General features: G+C 46.3%; 10 protein-coding genes. All 10 read left to right on the plus strand.

The window, feature by feature from the left end:
- Nucleotides 1-44: 44 nt before the first annotated feature.
- The gene (locus ABIC22_RS13735; protein WP_354481461.1) at nucleotides 45-2,927 is read left to right on the plus strand and encodes a glycoside hydrolase family 2 protein; all 2,883 of its coding nucleotides are present in this window, start codon (nucleotides 45-47) and stop codon (nucleotides 2,925-2,927) included.
- Nucleotides 2,928-3,206: 279 nt separating this feature from the next.
- A complete protein-coding gene (locus ABIC22_RS13740) occupies nucleotides 3,207-4,190 on the plus strand; it encodes an ABC transporter permease (RefSeq protein ID WP_095292353.1) in 984 nt (327 codons plus the stop codon).
- A gap of 15 nt (nucleotides 4,191-4,205) precedes the next feature.
- Nucleotides 4,206-5,108 (plus strand): carbohydrate ABC transporter permease, encoded by a 903-nt coding sequence (locus ABIC22_RS13745; RefSeq protein WP_336783943.1) that lies wholly within the window; start codon nucleotides 4,206-4,208, stop codon nucleotides 5,106-5,108.
- 185 nt (nucleotides 5,109-5,293) lie between these two features.
- A complete protein-coding gene (locus tag ABIC22_RS13750) occupies nucleotides 5,294-6,982 on the plus strand; it encodes an ABC transporter substrate-binding protein (protein WP_154896694.1) in 1,689 nt (562 codons plus the stop codon).
- A 381-nt stretch (nucleotides 6,983-7,363) separates the two neighbouring features.
- Nucleotides 7,364-9,058 (plus strand): ABC transporter substrate-binding protein, encoded by a 1,695-nt coding sequence (locus ABIC22_RS13755; RefSeq protein WP_110821703.1) that lies wholly within the window; start codon nucleotides 7,364-7,366, stop codon nucleotides 9,056-9,058.
- A 335-nt stretch (nucleotides 9,059-9,393) separates the two neighbouring features.
- On the plus strand, nucleotides 9,394-11,094 hold the full coding sequence (locus ABIC22_RS13760) for an ABC transporter substrate-binding protein (protein ID WP_371859984.1): 1,701 nt from the start codon (nucleotides 9,394-9,396) through the stop codon (nucleotides 11,092-11,094).
- Nucleotides 11,095-11,367: 273 nt separating this feature from the next.
- Nucleotides 11,368-13,746, plus strand: a complete 2,379-nt coding sequence (locus ABIC22_RS13765) for a glycoside hydrolase family 95 protein (RefSeq protein WP_354481466.1) — start codon at nucleotides 11,368-11,370, stop codon at nucleotides 13,744-13,746.
- Between the two features lie 19 nt (nucleotides 13,747-13,765).
- Entirely contained in the window at nucleotides 13,766-15,112 is a 1,347-nt protein-coding gene (locus ABIC22_RS13770; protein WP_127539814.1) for a GH1 family beta-glucosidase, read from the plus strand.
- Between the two features lie 324 nt (nucleotides 15,113-15,436).
- Nucleotides 15,437-15,700, plus strand: coding sequence for a hypothetical protein (locus tag ABIC22_RS13775; protein WP_095292381.1), 264 nt, complete (start codon nucleotides 15,437-15,439; stop codon nucleotides 15,698-15,700).
- Between the two features lie 318 nt (nucleotides 15,701-16,018).
- Nucleotides 16,019-16,978: a ubiquinol oxidase subunit II gene (gene cyoA, locus ABIC22_RS13780; RefSeq protein WP_127539817.1), complete on the plus strand. Its 960-nt coding sequence runs from the start codon at nucleotides 16,019-16,021 to the stop codon at nucleotides 16,976-16,978.
- Nucleotides 16,979-16,986 lie beyond the last annotated feature (8 nt).

Genomic DNA, 16,986 nt, shown 5'->3' on the forward strand with positions numbered 1-16,986 from the left:
GTCTTAAACTGGATGTATCTAATTCCAGACAAGGAGACCATCAGATGAAACCATCGGATATACAAGCTGTTCGCCATACGTTTGACCTGAAGGGGACCTGGAAGTTCTGTCTCGAAACAGACCCTGCCAATGGCGGGAGACCGCCAATTTCTGATGAATCCATATGGGGAACGATTCAGGTTCCAGGTTCCTGGGAAGAGCAGGGGTATGGAAATGAGCCGGATTATCTCAGGATGGATACATGGACCAAAATACGTGAATACGAGGGTGCTGCCTGGTACTCGACGATAGTCGATCTTCCAGTGTCAGAGCCAGACTGCGAATATGTATTGAGACTTGAGGGAGTCAGATGGACAACAGATCTCTGGGTAAATGGACATCATGCCGGGCAGCGTGACAGTCTGCTTGTGGCGCAGGAATGGGACATTACATCCCTACTCCATTCGGGAGAGCAAAACCAGCTGAAATTGCGTGTGGATAATACGATGAAGCTGCCTTTGGCCGGAAGTCATATTCATTCCATCCACACGGCTACAGCGTGGGGCGGAATTACAGGCGGGGCCTATCTGGATCGGCTACCGTCTTCCCGGATCAAGCAATTGTATGTCGAGCCTGGCGCCAAGAACGGGATCGTAACGATCCGGTATGATGTAAGCGCTAGCGAGTCTACCAAATCCAGCACATGTCAACTTCATGTGGATATTAGGCACCCTGATGGAAGCTGGCTTTCGAGGCAGAGCCGCACCATCGCTTCGATGTCTCTTCCGAATGAGGACCAACAATTTGAAGGAAGCTATGGCACGGAGCAGTGGGATCTGGACCTGGGCCAGGAGAAGGACATTGCTCTGTGGTCGGATAGATCTCCGAGGTTATATCAGGTCGTTGTCTCCTTGCAGGATGAGGGACGAGAGCTGGATCGGGTGGAACGGACATTTGGCATGCGTTCCTTCAGAACGAATGGAAAGAAGCTTGAGTTAAACAGTGTGTCTGTATTTTTGCGCGGATACGTGGATTGTTGCATTTTTCCGTTAACGGGTTATCCGGTCTGGGACAAGCAGCATTATGTACAGCAGTTCCGTACGGCAAAGTCTTACGGATTCAATCATGTACGTCTGCATGGCTGGAGTGCACCCCGGCCGTTCTGGGAGGCTGCAGATGAAGAAGGCATGCTTGTCCAGGCGGAACTTCCGCATTGGTCACGGTGGTTTGAGAATCGTGACGTGAAGGCACCGGCAGAGATCATGCTATTTTTAACCCGGGAATTAAAAGGATTATTACATTCCTTGCACACACATCCTTCCTTTGTCATGTTTTCGTTGGGTAATGAACTGATTGGTCCTAACGGACATCCTGAATTGAATGATTTGGTAGAACTCGCTCGTTCGCTTGACCCCACACGGTTATGTACGGATAATACGGGCTTTGGTCAGCTGCCGGCTCAAGGCCGAAATGCAGACTTTTATATTCAGTCATTGAACTGGCATCCTCCACTGGAATCCGAGCTGTCTGCTGTACCGGATACCACGCTGGATTACCATGATGTCACCCGGCTTACGAATAATCCGGTCGTTGGGCATGAACATGCACAGTTCACCATGTATGTACGCCCTCAGGAGCGGGAAAAGTACACAGGCGTCCTGCGCCCAAGCTGGTTGGAGTCCATTGAAGAGTCCATTGCACGCAGAGGCCTGGCGGATGATGTGGAAGATTTTCAGCAAGCAAGTGGCATACATCTGCTGCGGTCGTTAAAGGAAGCAATGGAGCGAGTTCGCCGCACACCAGATGCAGCGGGCATACAACTGCTTGATATCCGTGACTTTCCTGGACAGGGGCATGCGACCACGGGAGTTCTGGACGTGTTCTGGGAGAGCAAGGGGATAGTGGAACCAGCAGTATTCAAGCAGTTTAACGAAAGCATTGTGCTCTTGCTGGGTAGTAGACAGCGGACCTACTATGCTGGGGAACTTGTCCATATTGAAGCCAGCATATCTCATTATGGAGAGAAGCCGATTGCCGATGCCTCCATCCATTGGAAGCTAATCCGTAATAATATCATTGAGGATGAGGGTGAGTGGGCACATGGAGATATTAGCTGCGGCTCTGTTGTTTCGCTTGGGCGTTTAACCATACAGGCACCTAAGCATGGGGCTGCTGCCTTTGTCATTGAAGCTGAGATCAGATCAGGCCATTCGGAAATTGTTGCGGCCAATGTCTGGTACGGTTGGTCGTTTCCTCACTATCATCCTCACAACCGATCTCATCGGATCTGGAATTGCGTGGGTGAGCTGCAACCATATTTACCGGATTCCTATCATCGCCAGGCGGACCCTCTGGACGGGAAAGACTTGATTAGCCAAGGTCAAATGGACTTGGTGATCATCTCTTCACTTACGCCTAATGTACTTGATTATCTGATGAATGGTGGCAATGTCTGGCTTCAGGTTAAACCGAATGAACTATATGATGCTGTAGAGACCAAGTATCTGCCTGTATTCTGGAATTATCTCATGTTTGCAACACAGTCTGGAGCAACAATGGGAATGAATTTGCAGGAAAAGGTACCTTTGCTGGGCCGTTTCCCGCATGATCAGGCTTCGGATTGGCATTGGTACCACCTGGTGAATGGTACTCCTGCGATATGCCTTGATTCGTTACATGGAGTACGTCCATCTCTTGAAGTAATTGATCATTTTCACAGAGCGAAACGATTGGCATATGCTTTTGAGGCCAGAGTGGGGCGGGGGAAACTGCTAGTATCGTCTTTGCCTTTTACCAATGTTTCCATGATGAAGCGTCCTGAAGCTGCCTTCCTGTTTCAGGAGATGGTCGCGTACTTGTTGGGAGATCAATTCGATCCTGTTGCCACGATATCGGCGGCTGAATTGCTGGGCATCGTCAAGCTGCAGACCATTCAGTTCACATTATGATTACGAGGACCTGAACCAGGTCCTTTTTCTAATCTCTAAAAGTGAAGGTAAACGATTTCTATAAAACGTTTTCGAAAATTAGCATTTTAGATTATCTCTACCTTTTTATGGCGTAAATTGTAGATGAAAGGCTTTAAAATACCTGATTTTGAGCAGATAATGTCGAATTCTGTGGGGGGATATCTAATTTTTATATGATTTTCTCTAAAATCCAGATGGTGTTTTGAAAACGCTCTATCAGTTATGATGGATCTATAAAACAGAGGAGGGGGAACGGAGATGGAAACGCTAACAAAAAAATCCGCTTCCGCGAAAAGAAGCAGTAACCCCAAGCCGCCAACGAACAAACGGCGGAACGGAATTTGGGATAGCATCAAGCAGCAGAAGTATCTCTATCTCATGTCACTGCCATTCGTAGTTTGGGTTTTTGTATTTAACTATCTGCCGCTATGGGGATGGACGATGGCTTTCCAAAATTTCAAACCAGCCAGATCGTTCAGCGACCAAGAATGGGTTGGTTTTAAACACTTTGTAGAGCTGTTTAGCGATGAGCGGTTCTATCTGGTACTTCGAAATACACTTGCAATGAGCTTGATGGGGCTGATTGTCGGTTTTGTCGTGCCGATTTTCTTTGCAATTCTCTTGAATGAGCTCAAAGGCATGTTCTTCAAACGTGCAGTGCAAACGGTATCATATCTGCCTCACTTTGTATCTTGGGTCGTGGTTGCAGGGATTATTACCAAGATGCTCTCCACCGATGGCGGGATTATCAATGACATTTTGGTAGGTCTGAATATTATCGATCAGCCAATCCAGTTCATGGCGAAGGGGAACCTGTTCTGGTACATTGTAACCGCTTCAGATATGTGGAAAGAAACGGGCTGGAATGCCATCATCTATCTGGCGGCCATTACCGGTATTGATCAGGAACTTTACGAAGCTTCCCGAGTGGACGGTGCGAACCGCTGGAGACAGATGTGGCACATCACACTGCCAGGTATTCGGACTACAATCTCCGTACTGTTCATCATGTCTATCGGACACTTGATCAGTATCGGTTTTGAGAAGCAGTTCTTGCTTGGAAACAGTTTGGTGACCGACTACTCAGAAGTACTTGATCTATACGCGCTCAATTATGGTTTGAACATGGGACGATTCTCATACGGTACAGCGATAGGTATATTCAACTCCGTTGTCAGTATCATCCTTCTGTTTACAGCGAACGGGTTGTTTAAGAAATTCACCAAAGAAAGCATCATGTAGGGAGGGGGGAACACTATGGCGAACAAATCATTCAATGCTACACGGGGCGATAAACTGTTCGATATATTCAATATCATTGCTATGGCGCTGGTACTGATCGTGACGCTGTATCCATTCCTGAACGTGCTTGCGATCTCATTGAATAACTCAACAGATACGGTACGTGGTGGAATTTACTTGTGGCCGCGGGAATTTACACTGGAAAACTACAAAACGATCTTCCAGTATGACGGGCTGCTGCAAGGTCTACAGGTTTCCATTCTGCGTACGATTGTAGGTACACTGCTCGGTCTGATCAGTTCCTCGATGATTGCCTTTACACTGGCTCGTCCGGACTTCAAATTGAGAAAATTCGTATCCACTGCACTTGCACTTACGATGTATTTCTCCGGGGGTCTGATTCCGGTCTACATCCTGATGCGTGACCTGAACCTGATCGGTACGTTCTGGGTGTATGTATTGCCAGGCATGATCAGTGCGTTCAACGTATTCGTTATTCGTTCCTTTATTGACGGACTGCCGTATGCGCTTCAAGAATCGGCGAAACTGGACGGTGCAAATGACTTTAAGATTTATTACAAAATCATCCTGCCACTCTGTAAACCGGTTCTTGCAACGATTGCATTGTTCCTGGCAGTAGGCCAATGGAACGCATGGTTTGATACGTATCTGTACAACGGTTCCAAGGCACATCTCACAACACTCCAGTATGAGTTGATGAAAGTACTGCAAAGTACACAACAAGGTTCTGGTGCTGGACGGAATGCCAATGACATGGCACAGCAGATGACGCAGATTTCACCAGAGTCCATCAAGATGGCCATTACGATCGTTGTTACCGTTCCAATCCTGGTTGTATATCCATTCCTGCAAAAGTACTTTGTAGGCGGTATGACACTGGGTGCAGTAAAAGCATAATAATCAACAATATAGAGCTGCCAAAAAGAGCAGCCGTAAACTAAAAAAAGCATCAGGTGCCCGAGGCGTAACCAATTGGTTTGCGCCTCACCGTATAGGGCTGCGGAGCGGCATTCATGAAGCTATAGACAGGGACAAAAAAGTCCCGGATAAGACAGACATATGAAACAGGGAGGATTACCATTATGGCAAGTTTTAAAATGAAAGGGGCACTGGCTCCTGTACTTGCGATGTCTTTGCTCGCAGGTTGTGGCGGTGGAGGAACTGGCGGCGATACGTCGTTTAAAGACACAAGTGGTGAAACGACTCCGCTCACATTCAGCTTTTTTAGCGTCGATCCCAGTCCAAACTGGAATGGCATGAAGGATGAGGTTGGCCAGGTTATTACGGAGAAAACAGGAGTAACACTTAACGGTGAATTTGCCGTCAGCGGTGGTCAGGACAAAATATCCTTAATGGCAGCGAGCGGCGATTATCCCGATATCGTGTCACCCAAAGGAGAGCTTAGCAAGCTGGTGGATGCAGGAGCAATGTTGGATCTGACCGATCTGATTGACCAGTATGCTCCCAATCTGAAGAAGCTGTATGGTAATTACATGGACCGGTTGAAATACAGTAATGAGGATCAGGCCATTTATGTGCTGCCAACGTATTACGCGGTAGACCAAAAGTACTTTGATGCAGGCGGCGGGTTCGGTATTCAGCACCGTGTATTGAAAGAGCTTGGCTACCCTGAGGTGCGCACACTCGAGGATTTCGAAAATGTGCTGAAGGCATATAAAGAGAAACATCCGACGATTGATGGACAACCAACGATCCCTCTAACACTTGACGCGGATGACTGGAGAATCATGATCACGGTAACGAATCCGGCTTTCCTCGCAACAGGTGCACCGGATGACGGTGAATATTACATCAATCCAGAAACGTACGAAGCAATGCTTCACTACAAGCGTCCGGAAGAAAAAGAGTACTTCCGTTGGTTGAACAAAATGTACAACGAAGGATTGCTTGATCAGGACAGCTTCGTACAAAAAACGGATCAGTATAAATCCAAAATCGCAAGTGGACGTGTGCTTGGTGTAATTGACCAGGATTGGGGCTACTCTGATGCTGAAAACGCATTGAAAGCAGCAGGCAAACCTGAAGCAACATATTCACACTTCCCGGTAACCCTGTCTGAGGACATCAAGGATCATTCCTATCAGGACACGGGATTCGTATCCGGCTGGGGTGTAGGTATTACAACTACGAATCCGGATCCGGTTCGTACGATTAAATTCTTCGATTACCTGGCTTCTGAAGAAGGTCAAGTGCTGATGAACTGGGGAATTGAAGGCCAGCACTACGAAGTGAAGGATGGCAAGCGTGTCATTCCTGCCGATGTTCTGGACCAAAAGACAAACAATGCTGCCGTATTCCAAAAAGAGACGGGGATTGGTCTCTACACGAATATGTCGGGTCACTATGGAGATGGGGTTAAAGATTCGACGGATAACTATTACACCACGAATTTCCCTGAACAGATCGTAGCAGCGTATTCAGAGCCAGAGAAAGAAACACTGCAAGCATATGGTGTTACAACCTGGAAGGACTTGTACCCAAGTGAAGATGAGTTCCCGGTTAAGCCATGGGGAGCGGCATACAATTTGCCAACGCCAGGTGACTCCAATTACAATGTCATCTTCCAGAAAACACAGGATATTATCCGTAAACGAATTCCGGAGGCTATTCTCAGTTCCCCGGATCAGTTTGACGCCATCTATGATGGAATGATTGCTGAAGTGAACAAAGCCGGAGCAGAGGAAATGGAACAACAATACACCGAGCTTGTCCAAAATCGCGTTAAATTGTGGAATGGTGAAGCTCAATAATTGTTCTATAGTGTATCATTCATTTTTTGAAGAGAGGAACCCAGAAACCTGGGTTCCTCTTTTTGTACTAAAACGTTTTCCGAAAAACGTTTTCAAATTTACAAATTCACTATTGACAAGGACTTTCGGAGCGATTATTATTCAAGTATGAAAGCACTTACATCACTGGTATGACAGACCTTAACGGCTTTCCCTTCAAGTCTGAAATAAAGGAATATATCAGGTTTATTAATTTAAAAAGGTAATTATCAACTCAATTAGTAAGCGCTTTTAAAGTAATAAAAGCTAAAGATTAACATTAAGATTATTCACTTTCCGGTATGAGCAGGCCAGCCTGTTATACAATAGATAGCTTCATTTTATCCATAAGGGGGATTACACATGAAGGGCAAAACACCAAAAACATTCGCTATGCTTCTACTTGCTAGTGCACTTGCCATTACGGCAGGCTGTGGAGGAGGTACTACTGCTTCAGAAACACCAGAGGATACAGGGGATACAACCAGTCCAATCACGTTTACATTCTTTGGTGCAGATGCAAGTCCAAACTGGAACAATATGAAGGATGCAGTCGGCCAAGAGATTACCAAACGAACAGGTGTTACGATTGAGGCAGAGTACGATGTGAATAATGGCGGGGATCAGAAAATACCTTTGATGGCTGCCAGCGGTGATTACCCTGATATTATCTTTCCTAAAGGGAACTTATCGAAGCTTGTTGACGCAGGTGCTATGCTTGACCTTACCGATTTGATCGAAGAACATGCACCAAACCTGAAAAAAATCTATGGGGATCAGATGAATCGTTTGAAATACAGTCTCGAAGATCAGGCCATTTATGCGATTCCGACGAACATGGGTGTAGATAACGTTTCATTTGATGCTGGTGGCGGATTTGAGATTCAACAAAAGGTTTTGAAAGAGCTTGGATATCCAGAAGTAAAAACGCTTGAGGATTACGAAAACGTATTAAGAACCTACTATGAGAAACATCCAACGATTGACGGTCAACCAACCATTCCACTCACATTGAACGCGGATGACTGGAAGATCATGATTACCGTAACGAACCCGGCATTCCAGGCAACAGGTGCTCCGGATGACGGTGAATATTATATCAACCCGGAAACGTATGAAGCGATGCTGCACTACAAACGTCCGGAAGAAAAAGAATATTTCCGTTGGTTGAACAAAATGTATAATGAAGGACTGCTCGACAAAGATACATTTGTTCAAAAAGATGACCAATACAAATCCAAAATTGCCAGCGGCCGCGTACTCGGTCTGATTGACCAGGATTGGAACTATGGTGAAGCCGAAAATGCCCTCAAAGCAGCGGGCAAAGATGACAGCACGTATGCTCACTTCTCTGTATCCCTGAACGAGGATATCGTGGATCACACATTCCAGCCAACTGGATTCGACGGGTACGGAATCGGGATTTCAACAACGGCCAAAGATCCGGTACGAATCATCAAATTCATGGATTGGCTTGCTTCAGATGAAGGTCAAGTGCTGAGAAACTGGGGAATTGAAGGTCAACACTATAATGTTGAAAACGGAAAACGTGTCATTCCTGACGAAGTTCAGGATCGCAAAGTCAACGATAACTCGGCATTTACCAAAGAAACAGGTATTGGTCTGTACAACATCTTCAGCGCAAGATATGGCGACGGGGTAAAAGATTCTACGGACAATTACTACACAACCAATTTCCCTGAACAGATCCAAGCGGGTTACACTCCAGCTGAGAAGGAAACGCTGAAAGCATATGGTATTACAACATGGAAGGATTTCTTCCCTTCTGAAGATGAGCTGAAGTTGAAAGACTGGGGCGCTGCATACAACATGCCGGTTCCATCGGATACAGACTACAACGTAACATTCCAGAAAACACAGGATATCATCCGCAAACGGATTCCTGAAGCTATTCTGGCGAAGCCTGAAAACTTCGATCAAGTTTACGACGGCCTCCTGGCTGAACTCGACAAAGCAGGGGCAGTAGAGATGGAGAAACAGTACACCGTATGGGTGAAGGAACGTGTAGCCCTGTGGACGGGTAAAGATGTGAAATAACTGAAAATTTCAGAAAACGAACTATAATTTAAAGCTTTTGTTCTGCAGAAAGAGGCCTTGTAAAAAGGCCTTTTTTTGTTGTTGACGGGACGGGTAGGATAGCATATAATCATTGATGTAAGCACTTTCAGTAAGCGTTTTAAAGAAGGTTTCGAAAACGTTTTATCATTGTTAGAAGCATTAAAGTGATGTGTCCATACAATATATTTTAGGCTTACAAAAAGTATGGATTGGTCTTATGGTAAGCGCATACAGAAATGCGCTCCAAAAGTGGTATTCGCAGGCTTAGCCTGTTATACAGATAAAACCTTCATAATAATAGGGGGAACTAGACAATGAGAGGCAAAATGAAAGGCAATACACCTAAGACTTTTGCAATGTTGATGCTCGCAAGTGCGCTGTTGGTTACTGCTGGTTGCGGAAATTCGGGAAGCAAAAGCGCTTCTGAAGATTCAAACGGTACCGATCCGGTTACATTTACGTTTTTTGGTGCTGATGCAAGTCCAACTTGGAACAAGATGCAAGATGCAGTTGGTAAGGAAATTACCAAGCAAACTGGCGTTACAATTGAAGCAGAATACGATGTAAACAATGGTGGCGATCAAAAAATTGGTCTCATGGCTGCCAGCGGTGATTATCCTGATATCATTTTCCCAAAAGGTAACTTGTCTAAGCTTGTAGATGCCGGTGCGATGATTGACCTCACGGATCTGATTGAGGAGCATGCACCAAACCTGAAGAAGATTTATGGCGATCAGATGAATCGTTTGAAATACAGCACGGAAGACCCAGCCATCTACACGATCCCAACCAATATGGGTGTAGATAATATGACGTTTGACGCAACAGGCGGTTTTGAAATTCAACAAAAGGTGTTGAAGGAGCTCGGCTACCCTGAAGTGAAAACACTTGAGGATTACGAGAATGTGCTCAAAGCCTACTATGAGAAACATCCAACCATTGATGGACAGCCAACGATTCCGTTGACATTGAATGCGGATGACTGGAAGATCATGATTACGGTAACCAACCCGGCATTCCAAGCAACAGGTGCTCCGGATGACGGTGAATATTACATCAACCCGGAAACGTATGAAGCGATGCTGCACTACAAACGTCCGGAAGAAAAAGAATATTTCCGTTGGTTGAACAAAATGTATAATGAAGGACTGCTCGACAAAGATACATTTGTTCAAAAAGACGACCAATACAAATCCAAAATTGCCAGCGGCCGTGTACTCGGCTTGATTGACCAGGAATGGAACTATCAAGAAGCTGAAAATGCACTGAAAGGTGCAGGCAAGGATGACAGCACGTACGCCCACTTCTCTGTATCCCTGAACGAGGATATCGTGGACCACACATTCCAGCCAACTGGATTCGACGGCTACGGAATTGGAATCACCACTGCAGCGGAAGACCCAGTGCGTATCATTAAATTCATGGACTGGCTCGCTTCGGACGAAGGTCAAGTGCTGAGAAACTGGGGAATTGAAGGTCAACACTATAATGTAGAGAATGGTAAACGTGTTATCCCTGACGAAGTTCAGGATCGTAAAACCAATGACAACTCTGCATTCAGTAAAGAAACCGGTATTGGTCTGTACAATATTTTCAGCGCAAGATATGGTGATGGTGTGAAGGATTCTACAGATAACTATTACACAACCAACTTCCCTGAACAGATTGTAGCTGGTTATACAGCGGCTGAGAAAGAAACGCTCAAAGCCTATGGCATTACAACCTGGAAAGAGTTCTATCCGTCTGAAGAGGATCTTCCTCTCAAAGAATGGGGAGCGGCATATAACATGCCTGTACCTTCAGGTACAGACTATGACGTAACGTTCAGAAAAACTCAGGATATCGTACGTAAACGGATTCCAGAAGCAGTTCTGACGACGCCTGCGAATTTCGATAAAGTGTATGATGACATGCTCGCTGAGCTGGATAAAGCAGGAGCAGTGGAAATGGAGAAACAATATACGGTTTGGGTTAAAGACCGTGTATCTCTCTGGACTGGCAAAGATGTAAAATAATCAAGCGTGGGTGGAGATTCATCCATAGTATAGAAGAGGCCCTGAACAAGGGTCTCTTCTTGTTTGTCTTGTGATGTTTTACGTTGACGAAGAATGTTAAATCCAATATACTTTTCTTACTGAAAGCACTTTCACCTTAATATTGCTAAAGCACTAAATTGAGGTGCACGGAGATCCAGTGAATACATAACAATTGCACCTGTTTTGTTGTATTCGAAAACGTTTTAGTGATTCCGTTAAAATAATAGATGATCAATGAAGAGGAGTTATTATATGTCCCTATTCAATGAGGAAGCAAAGTTCAATCGTCTATGGTACCGCCAGCCCGCTACTCGATGGGAAGAGGCGCTGCCTATTGGGAACGGTCGTCTCGGCGGTATGGTGTATGGTGGTGCAGCGGAAGAGCGTATTCAGTTAAACGAAGACACCCTGTGGTCAGGTTATCCACGCGACACCATTCAGTACAGCAGCCAGAGGTACTTGAAGCGCACCCGTGAACTAATCATGGCGGGACAATATAGTGAAGCTGAAGAACTGCTCAATCGTGAAATGTTGGGCCGTGATGTGGAAGCTTACCAGCCGATGGGGCACTTCATCCTGCGGCAGGAAGGACTTCTTGGGCTGAATTATGAAGAGTTTGAACGTGAACTTGATCTGGAATCTGGTATAGCGAAAACAAGCTATGTCTACGAAGGTGTTCGTTATGTTCGTGAAGTGTACACCAGTACACCGGATGATCTGATGATATGTACGCTCACGGCTGACAGGGACGGGGCAGTTAACATCACTGCTTATTTGGATAGCCCGCATCCGTATACAACCCAGCTTTCCGAAGATGGGGTGACCATGTTCAGCCGTTGTCCGAGTCATGTGGAGTCGAACTACTTCCGGGACCATCCCGAATCGGTCATCTATGAAGAAGACCGGGGGACCTCGTATGCAGTTCGTTTAGCGGTGACGGTGACCGGAAATGAGGCGAAGATATCGACGGTGGATGGCAAGCTTCATATTCAGGGAGCCAAACAGGTTGTATTTTACTTGGCTGTAGCTACTGCTTTTGAGAGCTATGAGATTGTTCCCGTAAAGGATGGACCATTGCTTGAGCAAGAGTGCAGAGATGTCATCGCCAAAGCCATGACATTAGGGCATGAAAGCCTGCGTATCCGACATGAGGCTGATCACGTTTCTTTATTTTCTCGAGTCCGTCTTGATCTCGGATCTACTTCTAAAGCAGAGCTGCCTACCGATGAGCGGCTTCAATCCTACCAGAGTGGAGCTCAAGATCCCGGGCTCGAAGCTCTTTATTTTCAATATGGCAGATATCTATTAATGGCCAGCTCGCGCCCAGGTACACAGCCAGCCAATCTGCAGGGCATATGGAATCATCAGGTTGAGCCACCGTGGCACAGTGATTATACGATCAATATCAATACGGAAATGAATTATTGGCCAGCTGAGGTGTGTAATCTGAGCGAATGCCATGAACCACTATTCGATTTGTTGGAGGACCTCAGTCAGACCGGGCGCAGAACAGCTCGCATATTGTATGGTGCTCGCGGGTGGACAGCCCATCACAACGTGGATATTTGGAGAACGACAACACCTACGGGCGGTGATGCCAGTTGGGCATTTTGGCCGATGGGTGGTGTCTGGCTGACTTCGCATCTGTGGGAACATTACCTCTTTACCGGAGATCAGCGCTTCCTCCAAGAGCGTGCATATCCGGTCATGAAGGAGGCAGCACTTTTCTGTCTGGATTGGCTGATTGAAGGACCGGATGGCTATCTGGTTACTGCTCCTTCAACCTCACCGGAGAACAAGTTCCTGACAGGTGACGGAGAAGCCCGGAGCATTTCGATGGCGTCCACGATGGATATGACGCTGATTCGTGAATTGTTCACCAGATGTATTAAGGCAGCGGGGACTCTTGAGGTCGATCAGGCACTGGTTGCGGAATGGGAAGACAGCCTGAGCAGATTATATCCGTTCCGGATTGGCAGTGAAGGTCAATTGCAGGAATGGTTCAAGGATTTCGCCGAATCGGAGCCAGGACATCGCCATGTTTCCCATCTGTATGGCCTGTATCCGGGGGAACAGATCAATCGAATGGATACACCGGACCTGGTGGAAGCTTCACGTGTAACGCTTGAACGGCGCATATCGCAAGGGGGTGGGCATACCGGTTGGAGCTGTGCATGGTTAATCAATCTGTATGCTCGTCTGCTTGACGGTAGCCAGGCGCATCAGTTTGTACGTACACTGCTTGCCCGGTCAACTCACCCTAATCTATTCGATGATCATCCTCCATTCCAGATTGATGGCAACTTCGGGGGCACGGCCGGCATTGCAGAGATGCTGCTGCAGAGCCATCTGAATGAACTACATTTGCTGCCGGCTCTGCCAGATGAATGGACACAAGGCAGCGTAACTGGTTTGCGTGCACGGGGAGGCTACACCCTATCCATGGAGTGGAAGGACAGCCAATTGGTATCTGTCGTAATCAAGGCTGAGCGGGATGGTTCGGTAACCATTCGAAGTGCACACGCGCTGCAGGGTGAAAATGGGGAGCGGCATCAGGCTGAGCTGACACCACAAGGGGATTATGTAATTACTTTATCCATGACCGCAGGACAGACTGTCCGCGTATCATGAGGAGACGGGGGAGAAACCAATGACCATTTTTCAATTTCCGCAGGATTTTCGCTGGGGTACAGCAACAGCTTCCTATCAAATAGAAGGAGCAGCACAGGAAGGTGGACGCGGTGTATCCATTTGGGATACATTTGCCCGGACACCAGGCAAAGTTTTCAATGGGGATAATGGAGATGTAGCTTGCGATAGCTACCACCGTTATGAGGAAGATATTGAGCTGATGAAGAAGCTGGGTATCAACACATACCGATTCTCTATTGCCTGGCCACGCATTATCCCGGACGGGGATGGCGAGATCAATCGTGAAGGCCTGGACTTTTACCACCGATTCGTGGACAAGCTGCTTGAGGCAGGTATTGAACCTTTTTGCACGCTCTATCACTGGGATCTGCCTCAAGTGTTGGAGGATGACGGAGGTTGGGGAAACCGGAGAACCGTTGATGCCTTTGTTAAATATGCAGAGGTCATCTTCAAGGAATTCACGGGTAAAATCAAGTTCTGGCTGACGTTTAACGAACCATGGTGTATTGCGTTCCTGTCCAACCTGCTGGGAATCCATGCACCGGGGAACAAAGACCTTCAGACCTCCCTTAATGTGGCTCATGGACTGCTTGTTGCTCATGGCAAAGCGGTACAGTCCTTCCGGCGCCTTGGCACAACGGGACAGATCGGTATTGCACCTAACGTATGCTGGGCTGAGCCATACAGCAAGTCACCGGAAGATCAGGCAGCATGTGACCGATCTATCGCACTCAACACAGACTGGTTCCTGGACCCGATCTACAAAGGCTCCTACCCGCAATTCATGGTGGATTGGTTTGCCCAAGCGGGTGCCACAGTGCCAATCCAGGAAGGTGATATGGAGATCATCTCGCAACCGATTGACCTGCTGGGAATCAACTATTACACGATGGGCATTAATCGTTTCAATCCGGAGGCAGGGGTACTGCAGTCTGAAGAAGTGGATATGGGCCTGACGAAGACCGATATTGGCTGGCCGATTGAATCTCGCGGGCTGTATGAGTTCATGCATTACCTGCAGAAGTATGGCAACGTCGATGTCTACATCACCGAGAATGGTGCTTGTATCAATGATGATCTGGAGAATGGGAAAATTAATGATGATCGCCGGATTTCGTATTACGAACAGCATTTAGCCCAAATTCACCGGATCATCAACGATGGCATTAACCTGAAGGGATACATGGCATGGTCTCTGATGGATAACTTTGAATGGGCAGAAGGGTACCGGATGCGTTTCGGTCTTGTTCATGTGGACTATCGTTCACTGGTAAGAACGCCGAAGGAAAGCTTTTATTGGTACCAGAATGTCATTAAAAACAACTGGCTGGAGACACGTAATTAGTTGGAGCTATCCATGCACAATATAGATTCGAAACAAGACGGTGGGTTCGGTTTATCCGAACCGCCGTTTTTTTGTGAGGATTTTCAGGGAAAGGAGACATGTTCATAAAGCGTTCAAAAGGTTAAATCCTATTGCTGTTATGAAGAGGTCGTTTTTGGGTTATACATAACAAGAGGATAAATTAAGTGTTTGTCAACAGTTTAAATCAAAATAAAGTGTCCAAATTTCGAAATAAATTTGAACATTTGTTGACTAAAAATCATACTGATGTGGTATATTGGTAAAAGGAAAGCACTTACAAAAAGGGAAAAGGAAGTGTTTACTATGGCATCGAAGACAGCAATGGTAAGCCAATTGGAGCGTAAAGATAAGAATATGCGGCGCGCAGTGTTGACGATGACAGTTTTGGCCTGGATCGCCCTTATTACTGGAGTGGTCATGTGTTTGATTAACCTGAATGAATTTAATGACCGTAATCTTGGCTTGATGGTCGGCATCGGTTTTCTGGTAGGTAGTGTATTTATTTATGTAATCGCCAAATCAATTGGTCTTGTTCATACACGCCGGGAAGATGAAGGAGCGGATTAATTATAATCTGGCGATCCTTCGTTCATAATAAGACTGGATAAGTACCCGGAATCCAGTCAATAAAGCCCTTTGCGGATTCGTTGAGACTGTTCAACGGGACTGCAAAGGGTTTTATTTTGTGACTCGAAGTGTAATGATTACAATGGAAAAATATCAAGTGTGCAAGTGATTTGTGAGAAAAAATTCACACATTTAAGGTGTAAAATCGACAAATTTGTTAACAAGACCAAAAAAGTTGCTCATTTCTGATATCTTTAGAAGGAAGAGAGTAGTATACTGATTTTTCAGTATGAGCGAATTTAAGGAGAGGGGATCAAGATGAACAAGAAACCTAGGTCGCTTACCCGGATTATCATTCCGGTTGTCCTGACGTTGGTTACAATTGCATTGATTGTCTGGCCAATGCTGGCAGGCGGGCAGTACGTTGTTCTGGATCCGAAGGGACCTATTGGCGCTTCGCAGAGAGATTTGATTGTCATTTCGACAATTCTTTGTGCGGTCGTTATCGTGCCTGTGTTGATTTTGTCTGCTGTAATCGTTTGGCGTTACCGCGACAAGCCGGACAATAAAGCTGCTTATGAGCCGAACTGGGCTCATAGTACCAAAGCTGAGGCTATCTGGTGGACGGTTCCAATTGTTATCATTGGATTGCTTGCGATCGTCACTGTTCGCTACACCTATGATTTGGAGCCTTCGAAGCCACTGGCTTCTGAGAAAGAACCCATTACCATTCAAGTATCTTCACTGGACTGGAAATGGTTGTTTATGTATCCTGAGCAAGGCATTGCAACGGTCAATACGTTGAATATTCCGGCAGACCGGCCCGTGAAATTTGAGCTTACCGCGGATTCACCGATGAACTCGTTCTGGATTCCGCAGCTTGGTGGACAAATTTATACGATGTCGGGTATGGCGATGACCTTGTATTTGCAAGCAGATCACGAAGGAACCTACTTCGGTTCTGGTGCCAACTTTACTGGCGAACATTTTGCCCAAATGCGATTCGACGTCAACGCAACATCAGATGAAGAATTCGATCAATGGGTAAGAGAAGTGAAAGGTCAATCCCAACCGCTGACGCAAGAGACGTATAACACTCTGGCGGAACCGGGAACAAGCAATGTTGCTTATTATTCTTCCTTCCCTGAAGGATTGTTCCAAGATATCGTGACGAAGTATGTCATTGAAGGTACAGGCGCTCATAACCATGGAACTTCGGAAGAAGCTTCAGGCGCCCAAGAAAATACGTCCACGAAAGTGGACAAGAGTTCTAACTAAAGATTCGA

The sequence above is a fragment of the Paenibacillus sp. PvP094 genome (assembly GCF_040546835.1).
Classification (GTDB): Bacteria; Bacillota; Bacilli; order Paenibacillales; family Paenibacillaceae; genus Paenibacillus; species Paenibacillus illinoisensis.